Genomic DNA, 15176 nt, shown 5'->3' with positions numbered 1-15176 from the left:
GCGAATTTTCAAGAGAGGAAGAGGTTCATGTCTGGACATTCCAAGTGGCACAATATACAGAAAACCAAGGGCGCGGCGGACGCCAAGCGTTCTCAGATCTTTACCAAAATTGCCCGCGAGATGATCGTAGCGGTCAAGCAGGGCGGCAGCGGCGACCCCGCCAACAACTCCCGTCTGGCCACCGTGGTGGCCAAGGCCAAGGCGGCCAATATGCCCAACGACAATATCAAGCGCACCATCGACAAGGCCCTGGGTTCCGGCAATGCCGACGCCTTTGAGAACGTCACCTACGAGGGCTACGGACCCTCCGGCGTGGCCGTCATCGTGGAGGCCCTCACCGATAACCGCAACCGCACCGCCCCCGCCGTGCGCCATCTGCTGGACAAGTACGGCAAAGGGCTGGGCGCCACCGGCTGCGTGTCGTGGTCCTTCGACCAGAAGGGCGTCATCGTCATTGAAAAGGAAGACCTGGACGAGGACACCGTCATGATGGACGCCCTGGATGTGGGCGCGGAGGATATGACCGCCGACGACGAGTGCTTTGAGATTACCACCACCCCGGACGCTTTCGGCACGGTCCTGGCCGCACTGGAAGAGAAGGGCTATGTCTTCGCCTCCGCCGAGGTGGAAATGGTTCCCCAGACCTACGTCAAGCTGGAGAGCGAAGAGGACGTCAAGAACATGGAAAAGCTCATTGACCTTCTGGAGGAGGACGATGACGTCCAGGCAGTCTACCATAACTGGGAACAGGACTGAACACAGAATTACTGATTCATGAAATTGCCCCATCCGAAATCGGATGGGGCAATTTCTTTTTTGGACAAGGACTCATATTCCCGGACAAGCGCTCATAGGATGTGGACGTAGGGTTCGAGACACATATCGGGCCGCACCTTTCTACCAAAGAGGAGCGTGAGAGCGTTGAATGGATTGAGTGGGTTGAACGGAAGAGCGGAGCAGGAGCCGGACCCCCGGTTCCTCCAGGCCGCCGGGCTGCTGCCGTCCCGGCTGCGCCGGGCGGCGGAGGCACTGCCGTACGGAGAGCAGCGGCGCGTCGAGGAGCTGCGCCTGCGGGCGGGCCAGCCCGTCACGGCAGTCTGGCCGGAGGGGGAGAGGCCCCTCCCCGGCTGCGGTGAGAACGTCCGCGGGAGCGAGCTTCATCAGATTATAGAGATTGCCACCCAGGCCTCGGCCCATACGGTGCTGGACCGGGTGCGAAACGGTTTCGTCACCGTCCGGGGCGGACACCGCATCGGCATCTGCGGCAGCGCCGTGATGAAGGACGGGGCGGTGAGCAACCTGCGCCAGCTCTCGTCCCTCTCTATCCGCGTGGCCCGGGCGGTGCCCGGTGCGGCCGGACAGGTTTTGGACGAGCTTCTGGAGGATGGGCGGCTCAAGAGTACCTTAATCTTATCCCCGCCGGGCTGGGGCAAGACCACCCTCCTGCGGGACCTCATCCGTACGGTCTCCGACGGAGCGGGCCCGCCCCCCATGCGGGTGGGCGTGGCCGATGAGCGGGGGGAGCTTGCCGCCCTGTACGACGGCGTCCCCCAGCTGGATGTGGGCCGCCACACCGATGTGATGGACGGCTGTCCCAAGGAGGCGGGGCTGCTGATGCTCCTGCGGGGGATGAACCCCCAGGTGCTGGCGGCGGATGAGATTACCGCGCCGGGGGACTGCGCCGCTCTGGAGATGGCGGCAAACTGCGGCGTCACCCTGCTGACCACCGCCCACGGCGAGAGCCTGGGCGATTTGGAGTCCCGGCCCCTCTACCGCCGCCTGCTGGAGCAGAACATCTTCCGGCGTGTGGTGACCATCCGCCGGGAGAACGGCGCGCGAAGCTACTGCGTGACGCGATTGGAGGGCAGGAGATGCTGAAGCTGATTGGAGCCGTCCTTCTGGCGGGCGGCGCGGCGGCCCTGGGCTTCTCTGCCGCCGCCCAGCTGGAGCGGCGGGTGCGCGCGCTCCGGGAGCTGGTAAGCGCGGTGGAGGTCATGGAGCGGGAGCTGACCTTCCGGCTGACGCCCATGCCTGAACTGCTCTCGGCCCTGGCGGAACGGACCCGGGAGCCGGTAAGCCGCTTTTTTGCCTGCTGTCTGGACGGAATGAAGGAGCTGGGGGAGTTCCCCCTCTCCGCGCTCTGGGAAAACGCTCTGGCCGAGGTGCCCATGGACCTGGGCGCCGAGGAGCGGGAGGTATTCCGGGCACTGGGCGGCGTGCTGGGCCGCTACGACGGTGAGGGCCAGCGGGAGGCTTTGGCGCTGACCAGGGTACAGCTTTCCCAATGCCTGGAGCGCGCCGCGGAGGACCGCACCCGCCTGGGGCGGGTATACGGCGCGCTGGGGCTGACGGCGGGCGCTTTTTTAGTGATTCTTCTGCTGTAGCGGGCGCTTACCCGGGAAAGCAGCCCCTCCGTCCGCCGGGCAGGCGGGCGCCTCCCAATGCAGGGGGAGGCAAATAGGAGCGGCGTATGGAGGTTAATATGAACGTAGATTTAATATTTAAAATTGCCGCCATCGGCATTCTGGTCTCGGTGCTCAACCAGGTGCTCACCCGCTCGGGCCGGGATGAGCAGGCCACCATGACCACGCTGGCCGGGCTTGTGGTGGTGCTGATGATGGTGGTGCAGGAGATCAGCAACCTCTTCGATCTGGTAAAAAACCTCTTCGGGCTGTGACGCCATGGAGGACATCCTGAAAGTCGCCGCGGTGGCCATAGTGGCCGCCATCTGCGCGGTGGTGGTCAAGAAAAACGTGCAGGAGCTGGGGATGGTCCTGGCCCTGGCTGCGGGCGTGCTCATCCTCACCTTCGCCCTGGGGGCCATCGGGAGCGTGCGGGACGTACTGGACACCCTGGCGGAAACTGCGGGGCTGGAGCCGGCCGTTCTGGCCCCGGTCATTAAGACGGTGGGCATCGCCATTATAACCCGGGTGACCGCCGAGGTCTGCCGGGACGCCAAGGAGAGCGGCATCGCCGCTTTCGTGGAGACGGCGGGAGCGGCCGCGGCCCTCTTCGTGGCGCTGCCTCTTGTGCAGGCCGTGCTGAACACGGTGACGGGGCTGCTCTAGCCGGCTCGGCCATCATCTCTGGCCCCGTCCAAAGGAGTACTTATGAAACGACAACGAACGCGGCGCATCCTCTGCGCTTTTCTTCTGTGTCTCCTCCTGGCCGCGCCGGCATGGGCGGCGGGGACGCAGGGCGTCGTCGAGGCCCAGTCCGAGTCCCTGGACCTGGGCGGCCTGCAGAACGCCGCGGGGGAGTACGCCGGCGGTATCGACCTCACCCCGGACCTCAGTCTCGACCAGGGCATTCAGCAGATACTGGACACCGGCAGCGGGCAGATAAACGGCGTCATCCGCAAGGCGGTGCGCAGCGCGGTTCTGCTCCTCACCATCGTCCTTCTCTGCGGCCTGGCCGACGGGCTCTGCGACGGCCTGGGGAAGAGCAGTGTGGACGTGGTGGCGGTAGCCGGGGCGCTGGCGATTACCGCCGTGGCGGTGTCCGATGTGCACTCCCTCATCGGCATGGGCCGGGACGCGCTGGACAATATGGAGATGTTCTCCAAGGTTCTCCTGCCCACCGTGACGGCGGCCGCCGCCGCCAGCGGCTCCCCCGGCGGGGCGGTGGCCCGGCAGCTGGCCACCATGCTTTTTTCCGACGTCCTGATGACCCTCATCAGCCGCCTGCTGATCCCTCTGGTGTACGCCTACATCGCCGCCTGCACCGCACACGCCGCCCTGGGCAACGAGGGCCTCAAGCGGCTGGGCGGGGTTCTCAAATGGGTGGTGACCTCGGTTCTCACCACGGTCCTGCTCATCTTCGTGGGCTACCTGACGGTCTCCGGCGTCATCGCGGGGACCACCGACGCGGTGACCGTCAAGGCGGCCAAATTCACCGTCTCCAGCGTGGTGCCCGTGGTGGGCGGCATTCTGTCCGACGCGGCGGAGACCGTACTGGCCGGTGCCTCCATCCTGCGCAATGCGGTGGGGGTCTTCGGGATGCTGGCGGTGCTGGGGATGTGCGTGGCTCCGTTTCTCCAGCTTGGCATCCACTATCTGGCCTATAAGCTCACCGCCGCCCTCACCGCCACGGTCTCGGGCGGGCGTGTGGCCGGCCTCATCGACTGTATCGGCGGGGCCTTTGGGCTGGTGCTGGGCATGACGGGGGCCAGCGCTCTGCTTTTACTGATCTCCATGGTTTCGGCAATTTCGGTGGTGACGATATGATAGAACTAATCAGGTCCTGGCTGGTGGGGATCACCTGCGCCGCCGCCATTGTGGCACTGTGCGAGAGCCTGGCCCCGGCGGGTACCGTGCGGAAGATTGGCAGGCTTACCGGCGGACTGGTGCTTCTTCTTGCCATTGTGCAGCCCGTAATGAAGCTCAATATGGACGATTTCGCCGGCATCCTGACCTCCTACCGGGTGGACGCCGAGGTGGCGGCCATGGATATGGGCGTGGAGAACGCCCGTCTTATGAAAGGTATCATAGAGGAGGAGACAGCCGCATATATTCTGGACAAGGCGGAAGCGCTGGGTATCGACTGCCGTGTGGACGTAACGGCGGCGATGGGAGAGGAGGAGGGTGACTACCCCATCCCCCATAAGGTCACCGTCGTTGGGGACTTGACTCAGGACCAGCGCAGGGAGCTGACACGAAGGATCGAGGCCGACCTCGCCATTCCGGCGGAGCGACAGGCGTACGAAAGGGAGGAAGTGGAATGAAAGTGGATTGGAGTGTCTGGGGCAAGAAGCTCCGCGCGCTCTTCGATAAGTACAAATTTGTGTTTCTGGTCATCCTTGTGGGCGTGGTGCTGCTGCTTCTCCCGGCCTTCGGCGGCGGGGGAGAGAAGGAGAAGACGCCCACCGCCGCCTCAGCCGCCGCCTCAGAGGAATTCAGTGTGGAGGCCATGGAGCGCAAGCTGGAGGAGGCTCTCTCCCAGGTGGACGGGGCGGGGAAGGCCACGGTGGTCCTCACCGTGCGGGCCGGGCCCCGCCAGGTGCTGGCCCAGGACGGCAAGCAGTCGGATAAAGAGAGCACCTCCAGCACGGTGGTGGTCTCCAAGGGCTCCGGAACGGAGGACGCGGTGGTCCTCCAGCAGATATACCCCCAGTATCAGGGGGCGTTGGTGGTGTGTCCCGGCGGGGGAGAGGCGGCGGTGCGGCTCAAGATTATCGATGCGGTCTCCGCGCTCACCGGACTGGGCTCCGATAAAATTTCGGTCTGTAAATCAAAATAAATTTGACAGGTGAAAGGATTGGTCAGTATGAAGCTCTGGAAACGAAACGCGGTGGTAGCGGCCATCGTCCTCTTTGTGTGCGTGGCGGTCTATCTCAACTGGTCCTACAATAAGGAGTCCGGCACGGCGGACGCGGGCAAGACTCTGGGCCAGGCGGCTCTGGTGGGCGGCCAGACCAGCGACCCGCTCCTTACCGGCAAGAATTCCGCCCCCTCCGCGAGTCCCGCGCCCACCGGCACCGAGCCCGCCGGGGAGGACGGCCAGAGCGGCGCGCCCTCCAAGGGCAGCTCCTACTTTGACTCCGCCCGGCTCAACCGGCAGCAGGCCCGGGACTCCGCCCTCTCCCTCCTCCAGCAGGCGGCGGGCACCGAGGACGCCGACCAGACCATGAAGGACGAGGCCAATGCCTCCATCCAGACCATGGCCAGCCTGACGGTCAGCGAGGCCCAGATTGAAAACCTGGTCACCGCCAAGGGCTATACCGACTGCGTGGCCTTTATCGGGGACAACAGCGTCTCCGTGGTGGTCTCCAATAACGGCGCGGCCCTCACCGACGCCGACGTGGCGAAAATTGCGGAGATTGTCACCGACGAGACCGGCATGGCCGCCAGCCAGATTAAAATTATCGAAGCCACCGAGTGAATACATACCGCCCTGCCGCTTTCGTGGCAGGGCGGTTCATTATTTGATGCCGCCGTCTGCGGACGGCCCAACTCTGCGAGACTTTCTCAGCGGAGGGCTTTTCGACAGGCCGTGCCGCTGCAATTCTTTATTGTTATTTTTAAGCCTTTGTGTTACAATACACCATAGTGAAAACTCACTATGTACGTCATTTGAAGGAGCGTGACCTTTATGGGCGAAGGCAGAGAGTATATTTCCCGTCCCGACGAGATGGGAAACATCCATATAGCTGAGGACGTGCTGGCCGTCATGGCCGCCGCCGCCGCGCTGGAGGTGGAGGGCGTGGGCAGTCTGGCCGCCAACCTGGGCAACGACATCGTGGAGATGCTTGGCGGCAAGAAGAACCTCGCCAAGGGCGTCCGGGTGTCCACCAACGAGGACGGCAGCCTCACCGTGGATATCGCCATCCTGGTACAGTACGGCTTTGTAATCCCCGACGTGGCCAAGGCCGTGCAGGAGGCCGTTTATACCAGCGTGGAAAATATGAGCGGGCTGACTCCCGAGTGCGTCAACGTGAATGTCTCCGGCGTCACCTTCGAGAAGGACGCCAGGCATTCCTGACCGCTGCACCCTCCGGCCCGGTGGATGATGAAGCTGAAAAGCATTGAGCGTAATCCGTTTCGCTCAATGCTTTTTTGCGCTCCGTTTCCGCTTCCGCACCTCCGGCGGAGCCCCGCGCTTCCGGGCTCCGGTCACCGGCCTCCTCGGGGCCGGCATGAAGTTTCTGTCGGAAATCGGTAAGTTGGGGGTTTATCTTTGCATCCATATTGTATATAATAGTGGCATATTCATTCAACTATCCATTTCAGAAAGAGAGCGGCGGGGGTGCGCCCGCCCCGCAACGGAGGAACGACCATGACCAGGACCAATGCCAGAGAAATTGCCGTACATCTCACCTTTGAGCTGAGCTTTACCAATCAGACCGCCGACGAGCTGCTGGCTTCGGCCCTGACCCGCACCACCTTCGCCCTCATCGGGGAGGAGGAGCCCCTCTATGCCGAGTACCCCAACGTCAAGCAGAAGGAGTACATAGCCGGCCTGGTGAAGGGGGTCTACGAGCACTGCCCGGAGCTGGACGAGTATATCGCCCGGTACGCCATCGGCTGGAGCTTCTCCCGCCTGCCCCGGGTGGCGGTGGCCATTATGCGGGTGGCCATGTATGAGATTCTCTATATGCAGGACATCCCCAACGCCGCCGCCATCAATGAGGCGGTGGAGCTGACCAAGCACTACGAGGACCCCGACGTGGTCTCTTTCGTCAACGGCATCCTCGGCTCCTTTGTGCGTAAGGAGTCCATCCCCGATCGGACCGCCGCCGTGCCCGAGGACATCTTCGACGCCGAGCCCGCGCCCGAGGCGTCCGAGTCCGCGCAGTTCCCCGAGGCATGACCATGCCGCGCTGTCTCGGGCTGGATACCAGCAACTACACCACCTCCGTGGCGGTTTTTGACGGCGCGGCGGGCGAAAACCTGGGGCGGCTTCTGGACGTGCCCCAGGGCGCGCTGGGCCTGCGCCAGAGCGACGCCCTCTTTCAGCATGTGAAGCGCCTGCCGGAGCTGTTCGGCGCCCTGCGGGACCGGGGCTTGCTGCAAACGATTGAGGCGGTAGGCGCCAGCACCCGCCCCAGGGCGGTGGAGGGCTCTTATATGCCATGCTTCCTGGCGGGGGAGGGCCAGGGCCGCGCCATTGCGGATACGCTGGGCGCGCCCTTTTTCCCTGTCTCCCACCAGCAGGGGCACATTGCCGCCGCCGCCTGGTCCGCCGGGCGGATGGAGCTGCTGGATTCCCCCATGCTTGCCTGGCACCTCTCCGGCGGCACCACCGAGCTTCTGCTGGTGGAGCCGGACGGGGTCAATGTTCGCGCCCGGTGCATCGGCGGCACCAGCGACATCTCCGCCGGCCAGCTTATCGACCGCACCGGCGTGCTCCTGGGCCTGGACTTCCCGGCGGGCAGGGCCCTGGATGCCCTGTCCCGCGAGGCGGATACACAGAAGCATTTTCATGTAAAGCTTAACGGCCTTACATTCTCGCTCTCCGGGGTGGAGAACCAGGTCAAGGCCCTGTGTGAGAAGGGGGAGCGGCCCGCCGACGTGGCCCGCTTCACCCTGGACACCGTGGCGGGCGCAGTGCGCCGGACCACCGCTGCGGCATTGAAGGAGTACCCCGGCCTGCCCGTTCTCTGCTCGGGCGGCGTGGCCTCCAACTCCCGCCTGCGGGAACAGATGGGGGAGGCCGTCTTCGCCGAGCCGCGCTGCTCCGCCGACAACGCCCTGGGCGTGGCCATCCTGGCCTGGCGGAGCCTGCACAGCGGGGAGGGGGGCCTGTGAGAAACGACACCGTCTACAGCGTCACCCAGGTCAACCAACATATCAAGGATCTGCTGGACTCGGACGGCGCCCTCTCCGGCGTGCTGGTCCGGGGCGAGCTCTCCAACTATAAGATGTACCCCTCCGGCCACCACTACTTCTCCATGAAGGATGAGGGCGGCGCCATCCGCTGCGTCATGTTCCGGCGGGAGGCCTCGGCGCTGCGGTTTCGGCCTGAAAACGGCATGAAGGTCGTGGCCTTTGGCCGGGTGACCGTTTTTCCCCGGGACGGCCAGTACCAGCTCTATGTCAATGAACTCACGCCCGACGGGGTGGGGGACCTCCATGTGGCCTTCGAGCAGCTGAAGGCCAAGCTCTTCGCCCAGGGACTCTTTGATCAGGGCCATAAAAAGCCCATTCCCCGCTTTCCCCTCCGCATCGCTCTGGTGACCTCCCCTGCGGGCGCGGCGGTGCGGGATATGCTGCGTATTCTCAGCGCCCGCTGGCCGATGGCGGAGGTGGCCGTGGTACCCGTCCGGGTCCAGGGGGCGGAGGCGCCGGAGGAGATTGCGGCGGCCCTGGGCTGGGTCAACCGCAACAGGCTGGCCGACCTCATCATCACCGGCCGGGGCGGCGGCTCTATGGAGGACCTGTGGGCCTTCAATGAGGAGATCGTCGCCCGGGCCATCTACGCCTCCCGGATTCCAGTCATCTCCGCCGTGGGCCACGAGCCCGACGTGACCATCGCCGACTTTGTGGCCGACCTCCGGGCGGCCACGCCGTCCAACGCCGCCGAGCTGGCGGTACCCGACCGGAACGATGTGTACGGCAGGCTGAGTCAGCTCTCCGTCCGCATGGGCCAGGCCGCCTCCCGGCGGCTGAACGAGGCCCGGGGGAAGCTGGAACGCTTGTCAGGCAGCCGCGCTTTACAGGACCCGATGAACGTCATTCAGGACCGGCGCGTCCTGCTGGATTACCAGCGCGCCCGGCTGGCCGACCGGCTGGAGCGCACCCTGGGGAGGGAGCGGCAGCAGTTCGCACGTCTGGCCGCCGCCCTGGATGCCATGAGCCCCCTCAAGGTCCTGGCCCGGGGCTACGCCATCCCTAGGGACTCCACGGGCGCGGTGGTGCGGTCCGTGAAATCCGTGAGCCCCGGCGACCGTCTGGAACTGCGCGTGTCCGACGGCAGCATTGATGTGACCGTGAACGCGCCCGAAAGGAGCACAGACCGTAATGGCAGAAAAAAAATTGACCTTTGAGCAGTCCATGGCCCGTCTGGAGGAGATCGTCTCCCTTCTGGAGCGCGGCGAGGCTCCGCTGGAGGACGCGCTGGCCCTCTTTGAGGAGGGCACCGGCCTGATGAAGAAATGCTCCGCCATGCTGGACAAGGCGGAGCAGAAGGTGCTCAAGCTGACGGCCGCTCCCGACGGCACACCCGAGGCCTCGGCGCTGGACGGCGAGGGCTGAGTGATGACGTATGAACAGCAGCTCAGCGCCGACTGCGCGCTGGTAGAGAACTACTTAAAGACCTGCTTTGCGGACCGGGAACCCCGGGCCGACCTGTACGACGCGATGCTCTACAGCCTCCTGGCCGGAGGCAAGAGGATTCGCCCCGTCCTGGCGCTGGAGTCCTGCCGGATGTGCGGCGGCGACGTGGAGTCTGCTCTGCCGCTGGCCTGTGCAGTGGAAATGGTTCACACTTATTCCCTCATTCACGACGACCTTCCCTGCATGGACGACGACGATCTGCGCCGCGGCAGGCCCACCAATCATAAGGTCTACGGCGAGGCAACGGCGGTGCTGGCGGGAGACGCCCTGCTCACCGCCGCCTTTGAGACCATCGCCGGGGCCGGAGGTCTGGACGCCGGCCGCCTTCTGAGCGCCGTGGCCTGTCTGGGTGCCGCCGCGGGTTCCCGTGGTATGGTGGGCGGCCAGGTGCTGGATATGGCCGGTGAGGGCCACGCCCTCTCCCTGGCCGAGGTGGAGGAGCTGCAGAGCCTCAAAACCGGGGCGCTCATCTCCGCCGCCGCCGAGCTGGGCTGCATCGCCGCCGGGGGCAGCGTGAAGGAGCGCGCCGCGGTGCGCAGATACGCCCGCCGCCTGGGACTGGCGTTCCAGATCCGGGACGATATGCTGGACATCCAGGGCGACGAGGCCACCCTCGGCAAGCCCATCGGCTCCGACGCCCGGAGCGAGAAGACCACCTTTGTGAGCCTCAAGGGAATGGAGGCCTGCGAGGCGCTGGTGCGCGAGAAGACGGAGGAGGCGAAGAACGCCCTGCGGGAGACCTTTGCCGATCCCGGCTTTTTATGCTGGCTGGCGGACGAATTAGTACAGCGGGAGAAGTGAGCGCGGATGTATGACAACCTGCCCAACTATCACCTTGGAAATCTCATTCTGATTTTATCTGCCGTCGCCTGGGCAATCGCCCAGATCATTAAGGTAATCGTCCAGCTGGTGCGGTACAAAAAGATGGACTGGCGGCGGATTATGGCCAGCGGCGGCATGCCCAGCTCCCACTCCGCGTTCGTCTGCGCCTGCGCAGCCTCCACGGGGATGCTCTACGGTTTCTCCTCGCCCCTTTTTGCCATTGCCGCGGTGCTGGCCATTGTGGTGATGTACGACGCGGCCAACGTCCGCAAGGCTGCGGGGGAGCAGGCTAAAATTCTCAACTACATGATGGACCATTGGATGGAGATGAAGCCCGCCATCTTCGGCAAGGAGCTGAAGGAGCTGTTGGGTCATTCTCCTTTACAGGTTATTATGGGCGCCCTTTTGGGCGTGGCAATCGGCCTGATTGGGACCAGTATGATTTAATGCGTCTGCGCAGTACGGCGGAGCGCGCCGGGCAGTCCGGTCCCTGTATCTGCAGGGCTTCTATCACCGGAGACGCGCGCCGTCCCCTGGGAGGTGTTTATGATTCAGCAATCTGATATCCCTGATTTGAAAAAAGTGACCGACAGCGAGGCTGAGGCCCTCTGCACCAGGCTCCGCGCCGGTCTGATCGATACAGTCTCCCGTACGGGCGGACATCTGGCATCCAATCTGGGCGCAGTGGAGATCACCGTGGCCCTCCACCGGGTTTTCGACTTTGAGCGCGACCGGCTGGTTTTCGACGTGGGGCACCAGTGCTATACCCATAAGATTCTCACGGGCCGCGCCGATCAGATGCGGGATTTGCGCTCTTTCGGCGGTATTGCGGGCTTTCCCAAGCCGGTGGAGAGTCCCTGCGACGCCTTTGTCGCCGGACACGCCTCCAACTCCGTCTCTGTCGCGGTGGGCATGGCCCGGGCGCGGACCCTGACGGGGGCGGACTACGATGTGGTCGCCCTCATCGGCGACGGCGCTCTCACCGGCGGCCTGGCCTATGAGGGACTCTCCGACGCGGGCAACAGCGGAGAACGGCTGATTGTCATTCTCAACGACAACGGTATGTCCATTACCAAAAATGTGGGCGGCGTGGCGGACCACCTGGCCCGTCAGCGGCTCAAGCCCCAGTATCTGCGCTTTAAAAAGGGCTACCGCAAGGTGATGAGCGTGGTGCCCGGCGGCAAAGCGGTGTACCGCGTGACTCACAAAATCAAGAAGGCCGTCAAGGACACGCTTCTGCCCTGCAGTCTCTTTGAGGATATGGGCTTCACCTACCTGGGCCCGGTGGACGGCCATGATGTGCGGGGCCTGACCCGGCTGCTCAGGTACGCGAAGGAAATGGAGACCCCAGTTCTGCTCCATGTAAGGACTGTAAAGGGAAAAGGCTATCCGCCTGCGGAACGCAATCCAGACCGGTTCCACGGCGTGGGCCGCTTTTGCATCCAGACGGGGGAGCCTCTCCAGTCAAGCGGGCCCAGTTTTTCCAAAGCCTTCGGTGACGCCCTCTGCGCGCTGGCAGCGAAGGACGATAAAATCTGCGCCGTGACTGCGGCTATGCAGGACGGCACCGGCCTGGGGACCTTTTTTCAGCGGTTCCCGGCGCGGGCGTTTGACGTGGGCATCGCCGAGGGCCACGCCGTCACCATGTCGGCGGGAATGGCGAAGCAGGGCATGACCCCCGTCTTTGCGGTCTACTCCTCCTTCCTCCAGCGGGCCTGCGATATGCTGATCCACGACGTGGCCCTCCAGCAGCTCCATTTGGTCCTGGCTGTGGACCGGGCGGGTCTGGTTGGGGAGGACGGCGAAACCCACCACGGCGTATTCGACGCCGCCCTGCTGGACACCGTTCCCGGTATGACGGTACTCTGTCCCTCCAGCTTTGCGGAGCTGCGCTCCATGCTGGAGTACGCCGTCCATCAGGTGAAGGGGCCCGTGGCCCTGCGCTATCCCCGGGGCGGCGAGGGAAACTACCGGGGCGACTCCGGCAGGGGGCGCTCGGCGGTCCTCCGGCAGGGCAGGGACGTCACGCTGGTGGGATACGGCCTGCTCATCAACCAGATTCTAGAGTGTGCCGAGCTGTTGGCCGACGACGGGGTCTCTGCTGAAGTTGTGAAGTTAAATACCATTACACCTATTGATGTAGACGCTGTTTCAAAGTCCGTCTCCCGCACCGGCCGACTCTTGGTGGCCGAGGAGGCGGCAGAGGCCAACTGCGTGGGCCAGCGGCTTCTCTCTGCCCTCGCCCTGCGGGGCGCGGCCCCCGGGCGGGCGGCGCTGTGCAATTTAGGCCGCTTCTTTGTGACCCACGGCTCCGTCGCCCAGCTCCACAAGCTCTGCGGGCTGGACGGCAGGAGCCTCTATCAGAAGGCGTTGGAGGTCTGCGCCCATGGCTAAAAAAAGACTGGATATCCTCCTGTGCGAACGCTGCCTCATTGAGAGCCGTCAGCGGGCCCAGGCCGTCATTATGGCGGGCCAGGTCTACGTGGCGGGCCGGAAGGTGGACAAGGCGGGCGCCCCCGTTGAGGAGACCGCCGAAATTGAGGTCCGGGGCAAGACGCTGGCCTATGTGAGCCGGGGCGGCCTCAAGCTGGAGAAGGCCATGCAGGTCTTTCCCATCGATTTAAAGGGCGCCGTCTGCGGCGATATCGGAGCCTCTACCGGCGGCTTTACCGACTGCATGCTGCAAAACGGCGCAAAGAAGGTCTACGCCGTGGACGTGGGGTACGGCCAGCTGGCCTGGAGCCTGCGCAGCGACGAGCGCGTCGTCTGTATGGAGCGGACCAACGCCCGCTACCTGACCCATGAGCAGATCCCGGACGAGCTGGATTTCGCCAGCATCGACGTATCCTTCATCTCCCTGCGTCTTATCCTGCCTGCGGTCCGCGGCCTGCTGCGGGAGGGCGGCCATGTGGCGTGCCTTGTCAAGCCACAGTTCGAGGCGGGGAAGGAGAAGGTGGGCAAGAAGGGCGTCGTCCGGGACCCCGCGGTTCATCAGCAGGTGCTGGAGCAGTTCCTGATCAACGCCGGAGATGCCGATTTCGCCGTAAAGGATATAACCTTTTCACCCGTTCGCGGCCCTGAGGGAAACATTGAGTACCTCGGTTTTTTAGAGACCGGGGCCGGGGCCGGGAACGGCTGGACGGGGGATTTGGGGGCGCTGGTCGAAGCGTCCCATCAGACGCTGGAGGGGGAGTGAGGATATGAAAGTCGTACTTAGCCCCAACCCCTACCGCGACAAGGGCCTCAAGGCGGCCCAGGCGGCGGACCGCATTCTGCGTGAGAATCAGGTGGACACCGCCATGTGTCTCCCCTTCCCTCTGGAGAAGGGCAGCCGCATGGAGCTTCCCAAGCATCTCACCTTCTGCGAAATGCAGGCTGAGCTCTCCAGCGCGGATATGCTCATCTGCTTCGGCGGGGACGGCACCATTCTCCACGCCGCCAAGGACGCCAACCAGCACGGCGTACCCATTCTGGGCGTCAACATGGGCAGCGTGGGCTTCATGGCCGAGCTGGAGCAGGGGGAGCTGCAGCTCCTCTCCAAGCTGGCGGCCAGGAAATTTACGGTGGAGCGGCGCATGATGCTGGACGTGAAGGTGATTCACGACGGCAAGGTCATCTATGAGGACCTCGCCCTTAACGACGCCGTCATCACCAAGGGCGCCATCGCCCGGATCATCGATCTCTCGGTCTATGGGGATCGCAAGCTGATCTCCGACTTCTCCGGCGACGGGATTATCGTCTGCACCCCCACCGGCTCCACGGCCTACTCCATGTCGGCCGGCGGCCCCATCGTGGAGCCCACGGCGGAGAATATTATCGTTACGCCCATCTGCGCCCACTCCCTCCACGCGAGGGCGCTGGTGCTGGACTGCAACCGGGTGGTAGCCGCAAAGATGGGGCGGCTGGCCCGCAAGACCGCGTACCTCTCCGTAGACGGCGGGAAGGCTGTCAAGCTCTGCGCCGGGGACACGGTTGAGATCCGAAAGTCCCAGGCGCAGACCCGCCTGGTGCGGCTGAGCAGCCGCAGCTTCTACGAGGTGCTCAATCAGAAATTGGGGAAAGGGTGAAGGTATGAAAAGCAAGCGCCAGGAGGAGATCCTCCGCATCATCGAGGAAGTGGACGTGGAGACCCAGGACCAGCTTCTGGAGCACCTGAAGGAGCGCGGCGTGTCCTCCACCCAGGCCACCATTTCCCGGGATATCAAAGAGCTCCACCTCATCAAGGAGCTCACCGGCTTCGGCACCTACAAGTATGTGGTCTCGGAGCGGAAGACCTCTCTGAATTTCGCGGGCCGCCTGCGGACCATCTTCAAGGAGGGCGTCACCTCCTTCGACCTGGCCCAGAACATCGTGGTCATCAAGACAATGCCCGGCCTTGCCTCCGCCGCCTGCGCGGCCCTGGACGGCATGGAGATACCGGATATGGTGGGCAGTCTGGCCGGTGACGATACGGCCATGCTGATTATGCGCACCAGCGAGGCCGCCGCCGAGTTCTGCAGCGAGATCCATAAGATGCTGAAATAACTGTGCGGCGGGGGCTTGTCCTCCGCTGTTTCAGCACAGCACAAGGGGTGAAGAAGC

The 15176-nt window shown here is 64.2% G+C and carries 20 protein-coding genes; all 20 read left to right on the top strand.

From position 1 onward, the window contains the following. Positions 1–27 precede the first annotated feature (27 nt). On the top strand, positions 28–756 hold the full coding sequence (locus H8S62_RS02300) for a YebC/PmpR family DNA-binding transcriptional regulator (protein ID WP_155146466.1): 729 nt from the start codon (positions 28–30) through the stop codon (positions 754–756). 183 nt (positions 757–939) lie between these two features. Continuing rightward, positions 940–1878 carry a stage III sporulation protein AB gene (locus H8S62_RS02295; RefSeq protein WP_155146468.1) on the top strand — a complete coding sequence of 313 codons (939 nt, stop codon included), beginning with the start codon at positions 940–942 and terminating at the stop codon, positions 1876–1878. Further along, positions 1872–2384, top strand: coding sequence for a stage III sporulation protein AB (locus H8S62_RS02290; RefSeq protein WP_155146471.1), 513 nt, complete (start codon positions 1872–1874; stop codon positions 2382–2384). The genes H8S62_RS02295 and H8S62_RS02290 overlap by 7 nt, the downstream gene beginning before the upstream one ends. 98 nt (positions 2385–2482) lie before the next feature. Next, entirely contained in the window at positions 2483–2677 is a 195-nt protein-coding gene (gene spoIIIAC, locus H8S62_RS02285; RefSeq protein ID WP_155146472.1) for a stage III sporulation protein AC, read from the top strand. Positions 2678–2681: 4 nt separating this feature from the next. Beyond that, positions 2682–3068 carry a SpoIIIAC/SpoIIIAD family protein gene (locus tag H8S62_RS02280; protein ID WP_155146473.1) on the top strand — a complete coding sequence of 129 codons (387 nt, stop codon included), beginning with the start codon at positions 2682–2684 and terminating at the stop codon, positions 3066–3068. A 42-nt stretch (positions 3069–3110) separates the two neighbouring features. Continuing rightward, positions 3111–4226 carry a stage III sporulation protein AE gene (locus tag H8S62_RS02275; protein ID WP_186918353.1) on the top strand — a complete coding sequence of 372 codons (1116 nt, stop codon included), beginning with the start codon at positions 3111–3113 and terminating at the stop codon, positions 4224–4226. Then, a complete protein-coding gene (locus tag H8S62_RS02270) occupies positions 4223–4723 on the top strand; it encodes a stage III sporulation protein AF (protein ID WP_155146477.1) in 501 nt (166 codons plus the stop codon). Before H8S62_RS02275 ends, H8S62_RS02270 begins: the two co-directional genes overlap by 4 nt. Next, positions 4720–5238 (top strand): stage III sporulation protein AG, encoded by a 519-nt coding sequence (locus tag H8S62_RS02265; RefSeq protein ID WP_155146478.1) that lies wholly within the window; start codon positions 4720–4722, stop codon positions 5236–5238. The genes H8S62_RS02270 and H8S62_RS02265 overlap by 4 nt, the downstream gene beginning before the upstream one ends. A 27-nt stretch (positions 5239–5265) precedes the next feature. Continuing rightward, complete coding sequence (locus tag H8S62_RS02260) at positions 5266–5880, top strand: SpoIIIAH-like family protein (RefSeq protein ID WP_155146480.1); 615 nt, start codon at positions 5266–5268, stop codon at positions 5878–5880. A gap of 210 nt (positions 5881–6090) precedes the next feature. After that, positions 6091–6480, top strand: coding sequence for an Asp23/Gls24 family envelope stress response protein (locus H8S62_RS02255; RefSeq protein WP_155146482.1), 390 nt, complete (start codon positions 6091–6093; stop codon positions 6478–6480). A 294-nt stretch (positions 6481–6774) separates the two neighbouring features. Then, complete coding sequence (gene nusB / locus H8S62_RS02250) at positions 6775–7308, top strand: transcription antitermination factor NusB (protein ID WP_186918352.1); 534 nt, start codon at positions 6775–6777, stop codon at positions 7306–7308. Positions 7309–7310: 2 nt separating this feature from the next. Then, positions 7311–8246 carry a tRNA (adenosine(37)-N6)-threonylcarbamoyltransferase complex transferase subunit TsaD gene (locus tag H8S62_RS02245; protein WP_243255273.1) on the top strand — a complete coding sequence of 312 codons (936 nt, stop codon included), beginning with the start codon at positions 7311–7313 and terminating at the stop codon, positions 8244–8246. Next, the gene (gene xseA / locus H8S62_RS02240; protein WP_186918350.1) at positions 8243–9484 is read left to right on the top strand and encodes an exodeoxyribonuclease VII large subunit; all 1242 of its coding nucleotides are present in this window, start codon (positions 8243–8245) and stop codon (positions 9482–9484) included. The genes H8S62_RS02245 and xseA overlap by 4 nt, the downstream gene beginning before the upstream one ends. Continuing rightward, a complete protein-coding gene (gene xseB / locus H8S62_RS02235; protein WP_155146508.1) occupies positions 9459–9692 on the top strand; it encodes an exodeoxyribonuclease VII small subunit in 234 nt (77 codons plus the stop codon). Before xseA ends, xseB begins: the two co-directional genes overlap by 26 nt. Positions 9693–9695: 3 nt before the next feature. Beyond that, positions 9696–10574, top strand: coding sequence for a polyprenyl synthetase family protein (locus H8S62_RS02230; protein WP_155146510.1), 879 nt, complete (start codon positions 9696–9698; stop codon positions 10572–10574). Between the two features lie 6 nt (positions 10575–10580). Next, positions 10581–11042, top strand: coding sequence for a divergent PAP2 family protein (locus tag H8S62_RS02225; protein WP_155146512.1), 462 nt, complete (start codon positions 10581–10583; stop codon positions 11040–11042). A 99-nt stretch (positions 11043–11141) separates the two neighbouring features. Further along, a complete protein-coding gene (gene dxs, locus H8S62_RS02220) occupies positions 11142–12989 on the top strand; it encodes a 1-deoxy-D-xylulose-5-phosphate synthase (RefSeq protein ID WP_186918349.1) in 1848 nt (615 codons plus the stop codon). Continuing rightward, positions 12982–13791, top strand: coding sequence for a TlyA family RNA methyltransferase (locus H8S62_RS02215; protein WP_155146516.1), 810 nt, complete (start codon positions 12982–12984; stop codon positions 13789–13791). Before dxs ends, H8S62_RS02215 begins: the two co-directional genes overlap by 8 nt. 4 nt (positions 13792–13795) lie before the next feature. Then, positions 13796–14662: an NAD(+)/NADH kinase gene (locus H8S62_RS02210; RefSeq protein WP_155146518.1), complete on the top strand. Its 867-nt coding sequence runs from the start codon at positions 13796–13798 to the stop codon at positions 14660–14662. A 4-nt stretch (positions 14663–14666) separates the two neighbouring features. Beyond that, positions 14667–15119, top strand: coding sequence for an arginine repressor (locus H8S62_RS02205; protein ID WP_155146520.1), 453 nt, complete (start codon positions 14667–14669; stop codon positions 15117–15119). Positions 15120–15176 lie beyond the last annotated feature (57 nt).

The organism is Lawsonibacter faecis, assembly GCF_014287675.1.
In the GTDB taxonomy this organism is placed as follows: Bacteria; Bacillota; Clostridia; order Oscillospirales; family Oscillospiraceae; genus Pseudoflavonifractor; species Pseudoflavonifractor faecis.
The sequence above is the reverse complement of the archived record's forward strand: the minus strand, read 5'-3'. Positions and strand labels throughout refer to the sequence as shown.

Coding starts and splice junctions, on each gene's coding strand:
- H8S62_RS02265 (WP_155146478.1), top strand. CDS start 4,720: ATGAAAGTGGATTGGAGTGTCTGGGGCAAGAAGCTCCGCGCGCTCTTC.
- H8S62_RS02225 (WP_155146512.1), top strand. CDS start 10,581: ATGTATGACAACCTGCCCAACTATCACCTTGGAAATCTCATTCTGATT.
- H8S62_RS02275 (WP_186918353.1), top strand. CDS start 3,111: ATGAAACGACAACGAACGCGGCGCATCCTCTGCGCTTTTCTTCTGTGT.
- H8S62_RS02270 (WP_155146477.1), top strand. CDS start 4,223: ATGATAGAACTAATCAGGTCCTGGCTGGTGGGGATCACCTGCGCCGCC.
- H8S62_RS02300 (WP_155146466.1), top strand. CDS start 28: ATGTCTGGACATTCCAAGTGGCACAATATACAGAAAACCAAGGGCGCG.
- nusB (WP_186918352.1), top strand. CDS start 6,775: ATGACCAGGACCAATGCCAGAGAAATTGCCGTACATCTCACCTTTGAG.
- H8S62_RS02290 (WP_155146471.1), top strand. CDS start 1,872: ATGCTGAAGCTGATTGGAGCCGTCCTTCTGGCGGGCGGCGCGGCGGCC.
- H8S62_RS02210 (WP_155146518.1), top strand. CDS start 13,796: ATGAAAGTCGTACTTAGCCCCAACCCCTACCGCGACAAGGGCCTCAAG.
- xseB (WP_155146508.1), top strand. CDS start 9,459: ATGGCAGAAAAAAAATTGACCTTTGAGCAGTCCATGGCCCGTCTGGAG.
- dxs (WP_186918349.1), top strand. CDS start 11,142: ATGATTCAGCAATCTGATATCCCTGATTTGAAAAAAGTGACCGACAGC.
- H8S62_RS02255 (WP_155146482.1), top strand. CDS start 6,091: ATGGGCGAAGGCAGAGAGTATATTTCCCGTCCCGACGAGATGGGAAAC.
- H8S62_RS02215 (WP_155146516.1), top strand. CDS start 12,982: ATGGCTAAAAAAAGACTGGATATCCTCCTGTGCGAACGCTGCCTCATT.
- H8S62_RS02230 (WP_155146510.1), top strand. CDS start 9,696: ATGACGTATGAACAGCAGCTCAGCGCCGACTGCGCGCTGGTAGAGAAC.
- spoIIIAC (WP_155146472.1), top strand. CDS start 2,483: ATGAACGTAGATTTAATATTTAAAATTGCCGCCATCGGCATTCTGGTC.
- H8S62_RS02245 (WP_243255273.1), top strand. CDS start 7,311: ATGCCGCGCTGTCTCGGGCTGGATACCAGCAACTACACCACCTCCGTG.
- H8S62_RS02260 (WP_155146480.1), top strand. CDS start 5,266: ATGAAGCTCTGGAAACGAAACGCGGTGGTAGCGGCCATCGTCCTCTTT.
- H8S62_RS02280 (WP_155146473.1), top strand. CDS start 2,682: ATGGAGGACATCCTGAAAGTCGCCGCGGTGGCCATAGTGGCCGCCATC.
- H8S62_RS02205 (WP_155146520.1), top strand. CDS start 14,667: ATGAAAAGCAAGCGCCAGGAGGAGATCCTCCGCATCATCGAGGAAGTG.